Source organism: Aquabacter cavernae (assembly GCF_003993795.1).
GTDB classification, from domain to species: domain Bacteria; phylum Pseudomonadota; class Alphaproteobacteria; order Rhizobiales; family Xanthobacteraceae; genus Aquabacter; species Aquabacter cavernae.
Window position 1 is genome coordinate 192,280 of the sequence record NZ_RWKV01000004.1, and the last position, 16,813, is coordinate 209,092.

Sequence of the window (16,813 nt, forward strand, 5' to 3'; positions counted from 1 at the left end):
GCGTCTTCGTCTTCACACCGGAAAGGAAATCCCGTGCCCTCCCACACCTTCCCCCGCTTCGTCCGGCTTCTCGCGGCGGCGGCCCTTGGCGCCGGTCTGGCGCAGCCGGCCTTCGCCCAGGAGGCCTATCCCCAAAAGCCCGTGGAACTGATCGTGCCCTTCTCCGCGGGCGCCGCCACGGACCTGGGCGCGCGGGTCCTCGCCCGTGCGCTGGAAGGGGCCTGGAAAGTGCCGGTGCGGGTGGTCAACAAGCCCGGCGGCAACACCGTGCCCGCCGTCAATGAGGTGATGAACGCCAAGCCCGACGGCACCACCATCCTGGTGGACGGCCCCTCCCAGAGCGCCATCCTCGACACGGCCGAACCCGATTTGCCGTTCAAGGTGATGGACCGGACCTTCATCGGCATCGTCGCCACCACGCCGCTCGCCTTCTTCGTGGCCGCCGATTCCCCCTACAAGACCCTCGCCGATCTGGTGTCCGACCTGAAAGCGCAGCCGACCAGCTTCACCTGGACCTCGCTTGGCGGCGCCACCGCCCCGGACCAGCTGTTCCGCGAGCTTGCCAGGAGCGCGGGCATCGACGTGGCGCGCACCCGCGCGGTGCAGCTGAAGGGCGGCAACGAGGCCGTCACCATGGTGGCGGGCGGGCATGTGAAGCTCGGCCTCGGCACCATCAGCGCCATTTCCCCGGCGCTCAAGGGCGGGAAGGTGCGCGCCCTGGCCGTGGCATCCGCCAAGCCCTGGCCGTCCCTGCCCGACATTCCCACCACCGCCGCCGCCGGCTTTCCCGGCGTGGAAGTGCTGTTCTGGCTCGGCTTCTCGGGCCCGCCCGGTTTGCCCGCCTCCATCGTCTCCACCTGGGACGGGACGCTGCGCAAGGTGCTGGCGGAGGACGAGGTGCGCCGGGAGCTTCAGAACGTGAGCCTCGAACCGACCTTCGAGGATGCGGCCCAGACCCGCGCCCGCATCGAAACGGACAGGGCCGAAATCCGCGCCCTCTTCGCCAACTGATCCTCTTCCCGACGGAACCCCGCTCATGCCGATCCTCTCCTTCCGCCACGCGCCGCGCCGCCTCATCCGGGGCGCCTCGGCGGCAACGGCCCTGCTCCTCGCGGCACTCGCCTCGGTGGGCGGCGCCCAGGCCCAGGCCTATCCCCAGAAGGCGGTCGAGCTTATCGTCCCCTTCTCGGCGGGCGCCGCCTCCGATCTCAGCACCCGCGTCCTCGCAAAGGCGCTCGAAGCCAAATGGGGCGTGCCGGTGCGCGCCATCAACAAGCCGGGTGGCAACACCGTGCCGGCCGTCAACGAGGTGATGAACGCCAAGCCGGACGGCTACACCCTGCTGGCGGACGGGCCGCCCTCCAGTTCCTGGCTGGATACCGCGGTGCCCGACCTGCCCTTCAAGGTGACGGACCGGACGGTTCTGGGCGTGGTCGCGTTCACGCCGCTCCTGTTCATCGTGCCCACGGACTCGCCCTACAAGACCCTGCAGGATGCCGCCGCCGCGCTGAAGGCGGAGCCCGGCACCTTCACCTGGACCTCGCTCGGCGGGGCGGGCGCCCATGACATCCTGTTCCGCCAGTTCGCCCGGGCGACCGGCGTGGATGTGGCCAAGACACGGGCCATCCAGTCCAAGGGCGGCTCCGAGGCGGTGATCCTGGTTGCAGGCAACCATGTGAAGCTCGGCCTCGCGACCCCCGGCGGCGCGGCGGCGGCGCTGAAGGGCGGCAAGGTCCGGGTGCTCGGGGTCGCAGCGCCCCAGCGCCTCGCCGAGCTTCCCGACGTCCCCACCGCTCAGGAACAGGGCTTCAAGGATGTGGAGGTGTATTTCTGGCTGGGCATTTCCGGCCCGCCCGGTTTGCCCGCCGACGTGGTGACTGCCTGGAACAAGGCACTCGCGGAAGTGTCGGCCGAGCCCTCCTTCAGGAAGGACCTGGAGAATGTGGGCCTCCAGCCGCTCCATCTCGACTCAAAGGCGGCGCTGGCGCGCATCTCGCGCGAACGCGCAGAGGCCCAGCAGCTTTTCGCCAAATGAGGACTGGCGGGCGGCACCATACGCCCGCCATCCACCGCCCGCACAGCAGGAGCCACAGGCATGGGTGAGTTCATTCAGATCGCGCATCCGGACGGGGAGCGGCAGGAGGCGTATCTCGCCTTGCCGCCGTCAGGGCAGGGGCCCGCCATCCTGCTGCTGGGCGAAATCTACAACGTCAATGCCTGGGTGCGCGCGGTCGCGGACCGCTATGCGGCGGAAGGCTTCGTGGTGCTCGCCCCGGACCTGTTCTGGCGCGACGAGGCGACGGTCTACATGGACTATACGCCCGAGAACCAGCAGCGGGGCCGCGCCTTCTATGCCCGCATGGATGCGGACCAGGTGGCCGGTGATCTCGACGCGGCCATCCGGCATTTGCGGGCCGACCCGCGCGTGACGGGCAAGATCACGGCCATCGGCTTCTGCCTCGGCGGCCAGCTCGCGGTGCTGGCGGGCGCCCGGTCGAACCCGGACGCGATCATCGTCTATTACGGCACCGACCTGCATAAGTTCATGGATGAGATCGCGGCCCTGCGGCAGCCGGCACTCTTCCATTTCGGCGCCGAGGACAAGCTGATCCCGCTGGAGATCGCCCACGAGATTTCACGGCGCACGGCGGCCCATGGGACTGTGGAGACGCATGTCTATGAGGGCGCCGGCCACGGCTTCGCCCGGTTCGGGCACCCGCCCCACGAGCCCAAGGCGGATGCCCTGGCCACAGCGCGAAACCTCGATTTGCTGAAGCGCCTGTGAGGGGACAGGCGGCGGGTCTGGCCCGCCGCCGCTAGAGCGTTTCCAAGCGAAGTGTGAAGCGGTTCGCGTGAAGGAAACGCGGAAAAACAAAAAGAGTGAGCGTTTCTGCTTTTCCATGAAAAGCTGAAACGCTCTCGATCACGCCCGAGCGGGAAAGGCCGCCGCGAGGGCGGACGCATCCGCGAGGCGATCGAGGCCGAACACCGCCTCCTCAAGGCGCGCCACCGCTTCCGGCCCCGCACCGAGCCCCTCCAAGAAGCAGGTGCGCGATTTCCGGAGCACCGTGCCCGCGTCGAAAACCGACGCGCCCGCGAAGGCACGCTCCACCACCGTGCCGTCGCGCAGCGTCAGGCGCACGCGGGCGGGCTCCATGGCCTCCTCTGGAATCGACGGGTCGGCGTGCACCTGGGTCCGGGCGGCCAGGGAGACGAGGCGCGGATCGGCGAAACGGGCGGGCGTGAAGGTGGAGACGCCCACCTGCCCGTCCGCCAACGCGGCCGCGAAGCAGAATGCGGCATTGAACTGGGCGTGGCTGGGCGAATTGCGAGCCGGCTCATAGACCGCGCCCACGGTCTCGGCATTGAGGCGCGACAGCGCGATATCGATGCGCGCCACCGCGTCCGGCGCGACCCCGTCCCCATGCAGGCCGACGCCGAGGGAGATGGCGGAATGGCAGCAGCGGCAGCACGGATAGGGCTTCACCTGATAGGCCAGGATCTCCCAGCGCTGCCCCAGATCCGCAACGAGCTGGGCGGGGTCCACCTCTCCCCGCTGCTGGAGGGCGAAGAGGCCCGCACGCCCGGCAAGCGGCTCCCCGGGGCCGGAAATACCGTCCGCCGCGAGGCTCGCCGCCATCACGCCCGCCTGAGCGGCGAAGCCGAGGCCCACACGCTTGCTGGGCGCGCCGGACAGGATGCTTTCGGAAGACCCCGCCGCCAGATGGTGCCCGAAGCCGAGGGCGCCCAGCTGTCGCGCCGTATCGAGGCCCATGAGCCGCGCCACGGCAAGGCCCGTCGAAACCGCGCCGAGAATGGTGCTGGGATGCCAGCCGATGGCGAGGGTTCGGGGCGCGGCCAGGCCGAGACGGGCATTCAGCTCGGCGCCGATGGCAAGGGCGAGGAGGAAATCACGGCCGCTGACGCCGCCTTCATCCTCCGCCACCGCCAGCAGCGCGGGCAGCAGCACCGCGAATGTGTGCACCCGCGCCGCATCGTGGATGTCGTCGAAATCGAGGGCATGGGCCGCCGTGCCGTTGATGAGGGCCGCGAAGGGCGGCGGCATCTTCGTCTTGCCGAGGAGGACCGTGGCCGAGCCGCCGACACTCCAGCGGGTGAGCCGCCGGCTCACGATGTCCACCTCCCGCTGGCCGGAGGCGGCGGCGATGACGCCCAGCGTATCCAGCACCAGGAGCTTCAACCGCTCCACCACTTCTGACGGGATGTCCTCGTAGCGCCAGCCATTGAATGTGGCGACAAGCTCCCGGCTGACGCCCGCAGGCGGGGCGACGTTCAGCCCCACAGGACCCCCTTGGGCAACGCCATGTCGGAAAGCTGCACAAAGGCGACGTAGAAGCTGACCGTGGTCACGGCGGAGAAGACACCGCAGCGCAGCCAGGATCGAGCCGAAAGATGGCGGCTGGAAAACAGCAGGAAGGCGAACGTCGCCAGCGTGAAGCCGATGATGCCGATGCCATAGGCATAGGCCACCAGCAAAGCGAAGGCGATGGCGAGGTCCCGCCAGGGGATGGGCGGCAGCGTGTCGCCCAGGCTCCGCGGCATCCGGCGAACGAGCATCAGCGCGCCCAGCACCAGCATCACGATCCCGAGCAGCTCGATATAGCCGTGAGGACCGACCGCATCGATGTTGGTCTTCTTCGCGAGACGACCGGCGAGGCGGCTGCCGTCATGGAGCGCGAGGAGGCCGAAACCGACCAGGGCAAGGCCGTGAAGGTCGAGCCGTTTCAATACTGCCTGCATCTCAAAGATCTACCGATTATTTTATATTCGATAGAATTAGTATGTTTATGAGGGATTGTCATCAGGCAGCGACGATTTTTAGCCCCGCTGGGGCCTCTTCGATCCCCTCATGTCCGTCAGCCAGCGCCTTGGTCCAGAGCGCCCGCATAAAGAAAAAGGGCCGCCCCAAGGGAGGCCCTTCCATTGTCTGCGGTTCGTGTCGCGTTCAGCGGCCCACGAACACCTGATCGAGGATGGCGCCGGAAGCGAACTGGTCCGCCTGCACCTTCTCCCAACCGCCGAACACGTCCTCAACGGTCACGAGGCGCACCTGCGAGAAGCGGCCCGGAAACTTGTCCATGACCTCCTTGTTGTTCACCCGGTGATAGGCCTCCACGGCCACCGTCTGGCCGGCGGGGGTGAACAGGAAGTCCAGATAGGCGGTGGCCAGCGGGCGAGAGCCGCGCTTATCCACCACCTTGTCCACCACCGCCACGGGGAATTCCGCCAGCAGGCTCACGGACGGGACGACGGTCTTGAGCTTCTTGTCCTTGTAGAGCTGCTCATAGGACAGGGTCTCGGCCTCGAAGCTCACCAGCACGTCGCCGGTCTCGCGCTCCACGAAGGTGGTGGTGGCGGCGCGGCCGCCCGTGTCGAACACCGGCACATTGGACAGGAGCTTCTTCACGAAGGCCTTGGCCTTCTCCTGGTCGCCCTTGTTCTGCTCCAGCGCATAGGCATAGGCCGCGAGATAGGTGTAGCGCGCATTGCCCGAGGTCTTCGGGTTCGGGAAGATGACCTTCACGTCATCGCGCACCAGATCGTTCCAGTCCTTGATGTTCTTCGGGTTTCCGTCGCGCACCAGGAAGGCGGGGAAGGAATAATAGGGCGAGGACTTGTTCGGGAACTTGGACTGCCAGTCCTTGGTGACGAAACCGGCCTTGGCCAGCACGTCCACGTCCAGCACCTGGTTGAAGGTGACCACGTCCGCCTCAAGGCCCTCGATGATGGCCCGGGCCTGACGGGAGGTGCCCGCATGGCTCTGGTTGATGGTCACCTGCTGGCCGGTCTTTTCCTTCCAGACCGGAACGAACTTCTCGTTCTCCGCCGTGAACAGCTCGCGGGCGATGTCATAGGAGGCGTTCAGGAGGGTGTTGGGGCCTTTGTACTCCGCCTGGGCGAAGGCAATTCCCGGCGCCAGCAAAGCGGCGAGGCCGAGACCGGAAAAGGCGCGACGGGTCAGCATGGGCTCTCCTATTCACTCTATGTGAGTGTATTTAATCGTATTTCACGAAATTAATTAGCATAGATGAGCGTGGGTTTCAAACGGCTGTTGCCGTGGCTTCGTCCGGGCCAAAAACAAAACCGCCCGGGCACGGCCCGGGCGGTCTGTCACATGGGTTCGGAAGAGGTTCAGGCGGCGCTTTTCTTGTTCTGGCGGTTGTTCACCAGATCATCCACCACGCCGGGATCGGCCAAGGTGGAGGTGTCGCCGAGATTCTCGAACTGGTCCTCGGCGATCTTGCGCAGGATGCGGCGCATGATCTTGCCGGAGCGCGTCTTGGGCAGGCCCGGCGCGAACTGGATCAGGTCCGGAGAGGCGATGGGGCCGATCTCCTTGCGCACCCAGGTCACCAGTTCCTTGCGCAGCTCCTCGCTGGGCTCCTCGCCGGACATGAGGGTCACATAGGCATAGATGCCTTGGCCCTTGATGTCGTGGGGGAAGCCCACCACCGCCGCCTCGGAGACCTTGGGATGGGCGACGAGCGCGCTCTCCACCTCGGCCGTGCCCATGCGGTGACCGGAGACGTTGATCACGTCGTCCACGCGGCCGGTGATCCAGTAATAGCCGTCCGCATCCCTGCGGCAGCCGTCGCCGGTGAAATACTTGCCGGGATAGGTGGAGAAATAGGTCTGCACGAAGCGCTCATGGTCGCCATAGACCGTGCGCATCTGGCCCGGCCAGCTGTCGGCGATCACGAGGTTGCCCTCGGCGGCCCCGTCCAGCACCTTGCCCTCCGCATCCACCACCTGCGGAACCACGCCGAAGAAGGGCTTGGTGGCCGAGCCGGGCTTCAGCGCCGTGGCGCCGGGCAGCGGGGAGATGAGGATGCCGCCGGTCTCGGTCTGCCACCAGGTGTCCACGATGGGGCAGCGCCCCTCGCCCACCACGCGGTGATACCATTCCCAGGCTTCCGGATTGATGGGCTCGCCCACCGATCCCAGCAGGCGCAGGGAGGCGCGGGACGTCTTCTTCACCGGCTCCTCGCCCGCCTGCATGAGCGCGCGGATGGCGGTGGGCGCGGTGTAGAAGATGTTCACCTGATGCTTGTCGATGACCTCCCAGAAGCGGGAATTGGTCGGATAATTGGGCACGCCCTCGAACATGAGCGTGGTGGCGCCGTTGGCGAGCGGGCCATAGAGAATATAGGAGTGGCCGGTCACCCAGCCCACATCCGCCGTGCACCAGTAGATGTCGCCCTCGTGATAGTCGAAGACGTAATGGTGGGTCATGGAGGCGTAGACGAGATAGCCGCCCGTGGTGTGCAGCACGCCCTTGGGCTGGCCGGTAGAGCCGGACGTATAGAGGATGAACAGCGGATCTTCCGCCTTCATGTGCTCGACCGGGCACTCGTCGGTCACGAGATCGGCGGCCTCGTGGTACCAGACGTCGCGGCCCGGCTCCATGTCCACGGTGCCGCCCGTGCGGCGCACCACCACCACATGATCAACCCCGCCCTCGACGCGGGCGATGGCGGCGTCCACATTGGCCTTCAGCGGCACCTTGCGGCCGCCGCGCAGGCCCTCGTCCGCCGTGATGATGCATTTGGAGCCGCAATCGGAGATGCGGCCCGCGAGGCTGTCCGGCGAGAAGCCGGCGAACACCACGGAATGAATGGCGCCCAGGCGCGCGCAGGCCAGCATGGCGAAGGCGGCCTCGGGGATCATGGGCAGGTAGATGGTGACCCGGTCGCCCTTCTGCACATCACGGTTGCGCAGCACGTTGGCGAACTTGTTCACCTCTTCATACAGCTCACGATAGGTGATCTTGCGGGATTCGGTGGGGGAATCCCCTTCCCAGATGATCGCCACCTGGTCGCCGCGCTCGGCAAGGTGCCGGTCCACGCAATTATAGGCGACGTTGGTCACCCCATCCTCGAACCACTTGATGGAGACGTTGCCGGGACCGAACGAGGTGTTCTTCACCTTGGTATAGGGTTCGAACCAATGGATCCGCTTGCCCTGCTCCATCCAGAACCCCTCGGGATTCTCAACGGACTGCCTGTAGAGCACGTCGTAATAGGGCGCATCGACGAAGGCGCGCTCCGCCCATGCGGACGGGACTTCGTAGATCTTGTCGGACATGGCTCGTTCCCTTCCTTTGCGTGAGCGGTTCCGCGCGCACGCGCCGCCTTTGGTTGCCGGGATTATGGGCAGGCCACACAGGCTCCACAAGGCGCCGGAAGCGAGACTTTGGGCGAAGATCAGGCCCTCCCGGCACGGTCCTCTTGCCGCACCCCGGCCCTTGAGCAGCACCCTGTCGGCCCCTTCCGTATGGGCCTATAGCAGGTCACACGTACCCGCCCGCACTTCCGGAGAGACACGATGATCGCCTGGTTCCGCCTGCTGCTGCTGGTCGCCGGCCTGCTCGGCGCGAGCGGGGTCGCGGCCGCCGCCGTCTCCGCCCATATGGCGGGAGGCGCCTCGCTCGCCACGGCGGCCCAGTTCCTCATGATCCATGCCGCCGCCGTCGCGGCGCTCGCAGCCGCCGGACTGCTGGCGACGCGCGGGGCCGTGCTCCTGCTGGTGGGCGCCTCGGCCATGGCTGTGGGAACGGTGCTCTTTTCCGGCGATCTTGCCCTGCGCGCCCTCATGGACACCAAGCTGCTCTGGGGCACCGCGCCGTTCGGCGGCACCCTCATGATCGCGGGATGGATCGCCGCCGGCATCGGCGGCGCCCTCATCCTGCCCCGGGCGCGCTGACGGCCGGGCATGCTTGCCCGGCTTTGCCCGCTCCTTGGCCTCAGGGCAAAGGGCGCCAGACGCAGGTGCGCTTGATCTCCATGTCCTCCAGGTCCCGCGTCACGGGCACATTGTATTCCGCGAGCTGCTCCAGCCGCGCCTTCGGCAGATAGGTCCGGCCGGGATCGCCGATCAGCACGTCCGCGCCCCGCGCCCGCAGGCCGAGGAGCCAGGCGAACACCCGCTCGGCGAGGTCGCGCTCATAGCAGATGTCGCCCGCCAGGATGACGTCCCAGCCGTCATCCCGCCCGACAATGTCCGAGGTGGAAACCGCCACCGTCACGCCGTTGGCGCGCCCGTTCAGCGCGATGGCAGCGGCGGCGAAGGGATCGATATCGGCACACAGGACCGCCTCGGCCCCCGCCTTCATGGCGGCGATGCCCACGAGACCGGAGCCTGAGGCGAAGTCCAGCACCCGGCGCCCGGACACCAGCGCCTCATGGTCGCGCACATAGCGCGCCAGCGCCTGCCCGCCCGCCCAGGCGAAGGCCCAGAAGGGCGGCGGCAGGCCCATCTCCCCCAATTCCTCCTCCGTGCGGTGCCAGAGCGGCACGGCTTCGTCGGCCAGATGAAGCACCATGTCCGGCACCAGCGGAACCGGGCGCAGCACCGTCTCGTCGCGCACGAAAGCTTCGGGGTCGAGCGTCACCTATTGGGCGCCGTAGGCGAGGATCATGTCCCATTCCGCGCCCGTCACCGGCTGCACGGAGAGGCGGGAGAGTTTCACCAGCGCCATGTCGGCAAGGCGCGGATCGCCCTTGACGGTCTCCAGCGAGACCGGCGTCTTCAGCGCGCGCACGGCCTTGATGTCCACCATCACGAACTTGCCGGAGGGATCGGAGGGGTCGGGATAGGCCTCGCGGATCACTTCCACGATGCCGACGATCTCCTTGCCCTCGTTGGAATGGTAGAAGAAGCCCTGGTCGCCCACCTTCATGGCGAGAAGGTTCAGCTTGGCGGAGTGGTTGCGCACGCCGTCCCAGTGGGTGCCCTTGGCGCCCGCCGCCACCTGCTGGTCCCAGGACCATTTGAAGGGCTCGGACTTGTAGAGCCAATGGGCCATCTGGGTGCTCCCGCATGATTGGGTGTCCACCGGCTTTAGCGATGCCGTGCGGGCTTTGGCAAGGGGCCTTGGGGCATGGAGGCGCCGGTGCGGAATTTCGGCGGTTCCCCATAGCCCGCGATTCCAGCGGCGCCATTTCGCCTTTAAGGTTCGCCCGCCATCCTTTTCAGAGGGATAGGCGCCAAGGCAAGGCCCCGAAAGGGCCGCGTCGGACCGCCTGCCGGACCGGCGCCAATGGGAGGTTTCCATGATTCACGAGATTGCCCAGCTCACCGTCACGGAAGGCCAGGAAGCGGCCTTCGAGGAAGGTGCACGCAAGGCGGTGCCCCTGTTCCGGCGGGCGAAGGGATGCCACGGGATGAAGGTGGAGCGCTCCATCGAGCAGCCGCAATCCTACACCCTGATTGTGAAGTGGGAGACGGTGGAGGACCACATGGTCCATTTCCGCAATTCCGCGGACTTCCAGGAATGGCGCGCGCTGGTGGGCGGCACCTTCTCGGCCCCGCCCCAGGTGCACCACACCAGCGAAGCCTTTGTCGGCTTCTGAGAACGCCGGTCTTTAAAAAGAGTGGGGCGCCCCTTCTGCGGAAGGGGCGCCCCAAAATCTAACGGTTTGCCGTCACACGAAGCGCTGCTTCAGCGGGTCGGAACCGGCTTCTCGCCGCGATAATCGTAGAAGCCGCGATTGGTCTTCCGGCCGAGCCAGCCCGCTTCCACATATTTCACCAGCAGCGGGCAGGGACGGTACTTGGAATCCGCCAGACCCTCATGGAGCACCTGCATGATGGCAAGGCAGGTATCGAGGCCGATGAAGTCGGCCAGCTGCAGCGGACCCATGGGATGGTTCGCGCCGAGCTTCATGGCGCGGTCGATGGCGTCCACCGAGCCCACGCCCTCATAGAGGGTGTAGATGGCCTCGTTGATCATGGGCAGCAGGATGCGGTTGACGATGAAGGCCGGGAAGTCCTCCGCCACCGCATAGGTCTTGTGCAGGCGGGTGACGAACACCTTCGACGCCTCGAAGGTCTCGTCGTCGGTGGCGATGCCGCGCACCAGCTCCACCAGTTCCATGAGCGGCACGGGATTCATGAAATGAATGCCGATGAACCGCTCCGGCCGGTCGGTGGCCGCGGCGAGGCGCGTGATGGAGATGGACGAGGTGTTGCTGGCCAGGAACGCATCCGGCCGCACCACCTTGCACAGGTCCACGAAGATCTTGCGCTTCACCTCTTCCCGCTCGGTGGCGGATTCGATGACGAGGTCGCAATCGTTAAGCGTTTCCATGCCGTGGCCGGGCAGGATCCGGGCGAGCGCCTCCTGGCGCGCCTCCTCGGTCACCGTGCCGCGCGACACCTGCTTGGCCATGTTGCCGTTGATGGTGGCGAGGCCGGACCGGATCCGGTCCTCGCTCTGGTCGCTCAGCACCACGTCATAGCCGGCCAGCGCGCAGACATGCGCGATGCCGTTGCCCATCTGGCCGGCGCCGATGACCCCGACCTTCTTGATCTCGAGCGGCATGATGCTGTCGTCTTTCGCTTGTTGGGTCGCGTGCCTCAGCCCTTGGCCTTGGCGACCTCGGCCTTAAGTTCCGGCACCAGTGTGAACAGATCGCCCACAAGCCCGTAATCGGCAACCTGGAAAATAGGCGCCTCCTCGTCCTTGTTGATGGCGACGATGACCTTGGAGTCCTTCATGCCCGCCAGATGCTGGATGGCGCCGGAGATGCCCACGGCCACATACAGTTCGGGCGCGACCACCTTGCCGGTCTGGCCCACCTGCAGGTCGTTGGGGGCATAGCCCGCATCCACCGCCGCGCGGGACGCACCGACAGCGGCGCCCAGGGCGTCCGCCAGGGGCTCGATCACCTCAGAGAATTTCTCCTTGGAGGCGAGCGCGCGGCCGCCGGAGACGATGATCTTCGCCGCCGTCAGCTCGGGGCGGTCGGAGGCGGAGATGACCTCCTCCACGAAGCTGGAGACCGCCGGATCGGCAGCCGCCGCGACGCTCTCCACCGGGGCGGAGCCGCCCTCGGGGGTGGCGGCGAAGGACGCCGTGCGCACGGTGATCACCTTCTTCGCCTCGCCGGACTGCACCGTCTGGATGGCGTTGCCCGCATAGATGGGGCGCTCGAACGTGTCGGGCGACACCACCTTGGTGATATCGGAGACCTGCATCACGTCCAGCAGCGCGGCGACGCGCGGCAGCACGTTCTTCACCATGGCGGTGGACGGCCCGACGATGGCGCCATAGCCGGGCGCCAGCGAGACGACGAGCGCGGCCAGCGGCTCGGCGAGGCGATGGGCATAAGCGGGGCCTTCGGCCACCAGCACCTTCTCCACGCCCGAGAGCTTGGCGGCGGCTTCAGCCACCGCGCCGGCATTCTCGCCCGCGACCAGCACATGAACCGGCCCGCCCAGGGCGGCGGCGGCGGTGAGGGCCTTGGCGGTGACGCCGTTGAGGGACGTGTTGTCGTGTTCGGCGATGAGCAGCGTCGTCATCAGAGCACCCCGGCCTCGTCCTTGAGCTTCGACACCAGCTCCGCGACGGAGCCGACCTTCACGCCCGCCTTGCGGCCGGCGGGTTCGGCGGTCTTCAGCACCTTCAGGCGCGGCGCCACGTCCACCCCGTAGGTTTCGGGGGTCTTCTCGTCGATGGGCTTCTTCTTCGCCTTCATGATGTTGGGCAGCGAAGCGTAGCGCGGCTCGTTGAGGCGCAGGTCCGTGGTCACGATGGCCGGCAAGGTGAGCTTCACCGTCTGGAGGCCGCCGTCGATCTCGCGGGTCACGGCGACGGAGCCGGTCTCAAGGTCCACCTTCGAGGCGAAGGTGCCCTGGCCCCAGCCCAGCAGCGCGGCCAGCATCTGGCCGGTCTGGTTGCAGTCGTCGTCGATGGCCTGCTTGCCGAGGATCACCAGGTCCGGCTTCTCCTCGTCCACGATGCCCTTGAGGATCTTGGCGACCGCCAGGGGCTCGGTGGTGGTGTCGGTCTTCACCAGGATGCCCCGGTCGGCGCCCATGGCGAGCGCCGTGCGCAGCGTCTCGCTGGCCTGGGCCGGGCCCACGGAGACCGCGATCACCTCGGTGGCCTTGCCCGCCTCTTTCAGGCGCAGGGCCTCCTCGACGGCGATCTCGTCGAAGGGGTTCATGGACATCTTGACGTTGGCGAGCTCGACACCCGTTCCGTCCGACTTCACCCGGACCTTCACGTTGTAATCGACCACCCGCTTAACGGGGACGAGGATCTTCATGCGGCGCGCGCTCCCTGGCCCGGCTTAGTCTGGACAAGGCTCCGGGATGAACTCCCGGAAGCTCGGTCGTGGCTGCGGAGCCCGCAGCGCAGCAAACCTTGGGGGCGGCAACGTAGGAGTGGCCCGGAACCCTGTCAACGCCGATGGAACCCCGTTTCACTTCTCGCGGAACGAGTGAGTCAAGGCGTCCGTCAACGGCCGGGTGAGGTAGCTCATGACGCTGCGCTCGCCGGTGTTGAAGATCACCTCCGCGGGCATGCCCGGACGCAGGCGCGACTTCATCTCGTCGGGGATGTCCGTGTTGCTGACCGAGATCACCGCCTGATAGTAGGGCTGGCGCGTCTGCTCATCCATGAGCCGGTCCGGCGACACGCTCCGCAGCTGCCCCACGATGAGCGGCGTGGTGCGCGCATGGAAGGCCGGGAACCGCACTTCCACCTGATCCACGCCCCCATGGAGCCGGTCGATGTCCGTGGTGGGCACCTGGGCATCCACGATCAGTTCGTCATTCTGCGGCACCACTTCCAGCATGGTGTCGCCCGGCCGCACCACGGCGCCCACGGTGTAGATCTTGGGATTGATGTTCTGGACGATGCCCGCGCGCGGGGCGCGGATGTCGATGCGCTTCAGCACGCTCTCGGAGATGTTCAGCTTCTCCCGCAGGTCCGCGATCTTCTGCCGCGTCTCCACGATCTGCTGCGCCACCTCCTCCTGCTGCTTCTGCGTGATCTGCTCGATCTGCATGCGCATCTCGGAGATGGTGGCCTGCGCCTTGGCGGTGTCGGCGATGTTGCGGCCGATCACGCCCTGGAGGCGGGCCTTCTCGCGCTGGAGCTGGGCGAGGCGCGACTTGGAGACGAGGCCCTTGTCCGACAGCTTCTGGATGCCATCCAGCTCGTCGTCGCAATAGAAGAGCTGCTGCTCGGCGGAGGCCTTCTCGCGTCCGAGCCCGTCAATCTCCGTCTCGCCCTGCACGATGCGCTGGTTGAGGATGCCCATCTGTCCGTCCAGCGACGCCTTGCGGTCGCGGAACTGGGCCTGCTGGTCGGCGAGGGCGGCCTTCACCACGGGATTGTCGGTGCGGGCCATCAGGTTGGGCGGGAAGGTGATGGCGGCGGCCATGCCGCGCTCGGCCTCCAGGCGTGCCTCGGTGGCCAGCAGCGTGTCGAGCTGGGCGCGCACGGAATCGTAATTGGCCAGCGAAGACGTGGGATCGAGGCGGAACAGCACCTCCCCGTCCTTCACCTTCTGGCCGTCCTTCACCAGGATCTCGGCGACGATGCCGCCTTCCAGATGCTGCACCACCTGCCTGCGGCTCTCCACGGAGACCACGCCCGGCGCGATCACGGCGCTGTCGATGGAGGCGAACGCCGCCCAACCGCCGAACACGCCGAAGGTGAGGATGATGAGCCCGTAGCCCTTGCTGGCGATGCGGCGATAATCGGCGCTGGGGCGCGGCGCGGGCATGCCGGACGCCGCGTCGTGAATGTCATTGTCCGGCGGCACGGGCGGAAGGATGGCATCCTTCACCTGCACCAGCTTCTGGCGAGCCCCGGCGAGCAGCGGCCCCGCCTTCTCGGGCACATGGCGCGAGAGCGCGCCCTGTGCGTCGCCGATCAGGCTCTTGAGGCGCTGGACGCCCAGATCCGCACGGCCCGGCGACACTTCGGCCTCGGCGAATTCCGGACCGGGATTGGAGGCCTTGTGAGGTTCGGAGCGCAGCGGCTCCGGGGACGGCGCGGCCGTCTGGGCGGCGGCGGGCCGGGTGCCGGGCTTGGGGCGCACCATCTTCTTGGGCCGCAGCGGCTCCTGGGGAGCCTGGGGACGGTTGGGGTCCTGCGGACGAAGCGGATCGCTCATCTCACGCCTCCATCGGCTTGGTCTTGACCGGCGTCATGCCGGCCTCGGGCTTCACGAGGCGCGGGCCGAGCACCTTGGCCAGAACCTCGTCGCGCGGGCCGAAGCCGTGCACGCCGCCTTCATTCAGCAGCAGGATAAGATCGCACAAACCGAGGCTGTTGGTCTTGTGGGTCACGAGCACCACCGTGGAGCCCGCCGCCTTCAGCGCCTGGACGGCGGTGGAGAGCGCCTGCTCGCCGGCGGCGTCGAGGCTGGCATTGGGCTCGTCCAGAACGATCAGGGCCGGGCGGCCGTAGATGGCACGGGCGAGCGCCACGCGCTGACGCTGGCCGCCGGAGAGCGAACCCCCGCCCTCGCCGATCTCGGTATTGTAGCCCTGCGGCAGGCGCTGGATCATCTCGTGCACGCCCGCCATCTGGGCGGCCTCGACGATCTTGGTATCGTCGCGCTCGCCGAAGCGGCAGATATTGTCTGCGATGGTGCCGGCGAACAGCTCCACGTCCTGCGGCAGGTAGCCCAGCGCCCGGCCGAGTTGCTCGGGATCCCAATGGGACAGTTCCGAGCCGTCGAGCCGGACGGCGCCCGCAGAGGGCGGCCACACGCTCACCATGGCGCGGGCGAGGCTGGACTTGCCCGCCGCGCTCGGGCCGATGACGCCCAGGGTCGAGCCGGCGGGCACCGCGAAGGACACGCCGCGCAGCACGGGCACGTCCCGGCCCGGCGCATGCACCACGAGGTTTTCCACCTGCACCGCGCCCGTGGGGTCGGGCAGGCGCATGCGCGCGCCCACCGTCGGCAGGGAGCGCAGCAATTCCTGCACGCGCCGGAAGGCCGAGCGGGCGGAGACGATGCCCTTCCAGTTGCCGATGGCGGCCTCGATGGGCTGGATGCAGCGGCCGCACACGATGGAGGCGGCGATCATCATGCCGGGCGAGATCTCGCGATTGATGGCGAGATAGGCGCCGAGGCCGAGGATCAGGCTCTGCATGAAGACGCGGTTGAACTTGGTGGCCGAAACCAGCAGCGCGCCCCGGTCGGAGGCAAGGCCCTGCCAGCCGAGCGCGGCGGCGCGGTGCTGGCTCCAGCGATCGCGCAGCTGGCGCACCATGCCCATGGCCTGGAGCACTTCCGCATTTCGGAACGTGGTCAGGGCATGATTGTTGGCGGAGATGTTGGCCTTCGTCGCCCGGTCGAGGATGGGCCGGGTGGCCCGGTCGTTGGCGACGGCGAGGATGCCGGAAATGATGCAGGCGACCACCACCAGCACCCCGTAGAGGGGATGCAGCAGGGTGGCGAAGATGATGTAGATGGGCACCCAGGGCACGTCGCAGAAGGCGATGAGGCCCGGCCCGGCGAAGAAGTCGCGCACCGTGTCCACGTCGCGCAGCGCCTGCACATGGGACGGCGAGGGCTTGCGCAGGGAGGCGCGCTGCACGGCGTCGAACGCCTGCTCCTTCACGCTGTCGTCGAACTTCACACCCGCGCGCACCAGCATCTGGGTGCGCAGCCCTTCCAGCGCCGCGCCCACCGCATAGAGGATGGCGACGATGAGGGTGAGCAGGACCAGGGTCTGGATGCTGCGCGAGGACAGCACCCGGTCATAGACCTGCATCATGTAGATGGAGCCGGTGAGGCCCAGCAGGTTGATGAAGAAGCTGAAGGCGACCACGCTCCACATGGCCGGCTTCACGGCCGCCAGAGCCACGTCGAGCGCGGTCGCTTGAGGAGCAGGCGCACCGGGCGCCGCGATTGGCTGTGCCATAAAAAACCCTTTCGAGGCCGCCCCCCGCGAGGCGTCGAAGGTCTGACTGTCCCTTTGCTTGTCGCCGCAAAGCCTTTCCGTTGCAAGCCTTCCGCCGGGGCAGAGGCCGCGGGAAGGC

Annotated in this window: 16 protein-coding genes; 5 read left to right on the forward strand and 11 right to left on the reverse strand. The window is 67.4% G+C overall.

What is annotated here, in order from left to right; translation table 11 throughout:
• The first annotated feature begins 33 nt into the window (after positions 1 to 33).
• From EJJ38_RS04095 to EJJ38_RS04105, 3 genes are read left to right on the forward strand one after another with little or no spacing between them, the layout of a single operon-like run.
• Complete coding sequence (locus EJJ38_RS04095) at positions 34 to 1,011, forward strand: Bug family tripartite tricarboxylate transporter substrate binding protein (RefSeq protein WP_127088841.1); 978 nt, start codon at positions 34 to 36, stop codon at positions 1,009 to 1,011.
• Positions 1,012 to 1,036: 25 nt separating this feature from the next.
• Positions 1,037 to 2,035: a tripartite tricarboxylate transporter substrate binding protein gene (locus EJJ38_RS04100; RefSeq protein WP_127088842.1), complete on the forward strand. Its 999-nt coding sequence runs from the start codon at positions 1,037 to 1,039 to the stop codon at positions 2,033 to 2,035.
• A gap of 60 nt (positions 2,036 to 2,095) precedes the next feature.
• The gene (locus tag EJJ38_RS04105; RefSeq protein WP_127088843.1) at positions 2,096 to 2,785 is read left to right on the forward strand and encodes a dienelactone hydrolase family protein; all 690 of its coding nucleotides are present in this window, start codon (positions 2,096 to 2,098) and stop codon (positions 2,783 to 2,785) included.
• 138 nt (positions 2,786 to 2,923) lie between these two features.
• Here the strand turns inward: EJJ38_RS04105 and EJJ38_RS04110 are convergent, their stop codons facing one another.
• The 4 genes from EJJ38_RS04110 to acs form a co-directional block, all read right to left on the reverse strand.
• Positions 2,924 to 4,303, reverse strand: coding sequence for an MmgE/PrpD family protein (locus EJJ38_RS04110; RefSeq protein ID WP_164738398.1), 1,380 nt, complete (start codon positions 4,301 to 4,303; stop codon positions 2,924 to 2,926).
• Positions 4,294 to 4,761 carry a tripartite tricarboxylate transporter TctB family protein gene (locus tag EJJ38_RS04115; RefSeq protein ID WP_127088845.1) on the reverse strand — a complete coding sequence of 156 codons (468 nt, stop codon included), beginning with the start codon at positions 4,759 to 4,761 and terminating at the stop codon, positions 4,294 to 4,296. The genes EJJ38_RS04110 and EJJ38_RS04115 overlap by 10 nt, the downstream gene beginning before the upstream one ends.
• A 205-nt stretch (positions 4,762 to 4,966) precedes the next feature.
• A complete protein-coding gene (locus tag EJJ38_RS04120) occupies positions 4,967 to 5,986 on the reverse strand; it encodes a sulfate ABC transporter substrate-binding protein (RefSeq protein ID WP_127088846.1) in 1,020 nt (339 codons plus the stop codon).
• A gap of 167 nt (positions 5,987 to 6,153) precedes the next feature.
• A complete protein-coding gene (gene acs / locus EJJ38_RS04125) occupies positions 6,154 to 8,106 on the reverse strand; it encodes an acetate--CoA ligase (protein ID WP_127088847.1) in 1,953 nt (650 codons plus the stop codon).
• A gap of 240 nt (positions 8,107 to 8,346) precedes the next feature.
• Here acs and EJJ38_RS04130 point away from each other — a divergent pair, with 240 nt between their 5' ends.
• Positions 8,347 to 8,724, forward strand: a complete 378-nt coding sequence (locus EJJ38_RS04130) for a DUF423 domain-containing protein (protein WP_127088848.1) — start codon at positions 8,347 to 8,349, stop codon at positions 8,722 to 8,724.
• Between the two features lie 40 nt (positions 8,725 to 8,764).
• Here the strand turns inward: EJJ38_RS04130 and EJJ38_RS04135 are convergent, their stop codons facing one another.
• Both EJJ38_RS04135 and EJJ38_RS04140 read right to left on the reverse strand, forming a co-directional pair.
• A complete protein-coding gene (locus EJJ38_RS04135; RefSeq protein ID WP_245454099.1) occupies positions 8,765 to 9,412 on the reverse strand; it encodes a class I SAM-dependent methyltransferase in 648 nt (215 codons plus the stop codon).
• The gene (locus tag EJJ38_RS04140) at positions 9,413 to 9,826 is read right to left on the reverse strand and encodes an EVE domain-containing protein (RefSeq protein ID WP_127088849.1); all 414 of its coding nucleotides are present in this window, start codon (positions 9,824 to 9,826) and stop codon (positions 9,413 to 9,415) included.
• 247 nt (positions 9,827 to 10,073) lie between these two features.
• Here EJJ38_RS04140 and EJJ38_RS04145 point away from each other — a divergent pair, with 247 nt between their 5' ends.
• Positions 10,074 to 10,373, forward strand: a complete 300-nt coding sequence (locus EJJ38_RS04145) for an antibiotic biosynthesis monooxygenase family protein (protein ID WP_127088850.1) — start codon at positions 10,074 to 10,076, stop codon at positions 10,371 to 10,373.
• Between the two features lie 89 nt (positions 10,374 to 10,462).
• On the opposite strand, the gene EJJ38_RS04150 is transcribed toward EJJ38_RS04145, so the two are convergent.
• The 5 genes from EJJ38_RS04150 to EJJ38_RS04170 all read right to left on the reverse strand — a co-directional run bounded on the left by EJJ38_RS04150 (position 10,463) and on the right by EJJ38_RS04170 (position 16,695).
• Positions 10,463 to 11,344 (reverse strand): 3-hydroxybutyryl-CoA dehydrogenase, encoded by an 882-nt coding sequence (locus EJJ38_RS04150; RefSeq protein ID WP_127088851.1) that lies wholly within the window; start codon positions 11,342 to 11,344, stop codon positions 10,463 to 10,465.
• A gap of 35 nt (positions 11,345 to 11,379) precedes the next feature.
• Entirely contained in the window at positions 11,380 to 12,324 is a 945-nt protein-coding gene (locus EJJ38_RS04155; RefSeq protein ID WP_127088852.1) for an electron transfer flavoprotein subunit alpha/FixB family protein, read from the reverse strand.
• A complete protein-coding gene (locus EJJ38_RS04160) occupies positions 12,324 to 13,073 on the reverse strand; it encodes an electron transfer flavoprotein subunit beta/FixA family protein (RefSeq protein WP_127088853.1) in 750 nt (249 codons plus the stop codon). Before EJJ38_RS04160 ends, EJJ38_RS04155 begins: the two co-directional genes overlap by 1 nt.
• Positions 13,074 to 13,229: 156 nt before the next feature.
• A complete protein-coding gene (locus EJJ38_RS04165; RefSeq protein WP_127088854.1) occupies positions 13,230 to 14,933 on the reverse strand; it encodes an HlyD family type I secretion periplasmic adaptor subunit in 1,704 nt (567 codons plus the stop codon).
• Position 14,934: 1 nt separating this feature from the next.
• Positions 14,935 to 16,695 carry a type I secretion system permease/ATPase gene (locus tag EJJ38_RS04170; RefSeq protein ID WP_127088855.1) on the reverse strand — a complete coding sequence of 587 codons (1,761 nt, stop codon included), beginning with the start codon at positions 16,693 to 16,695 and terminating at the stop codon, positions 14,935 to 14,937.
• Positions 16,696 to 16,813: the final 118 nt, after the last annotated feature.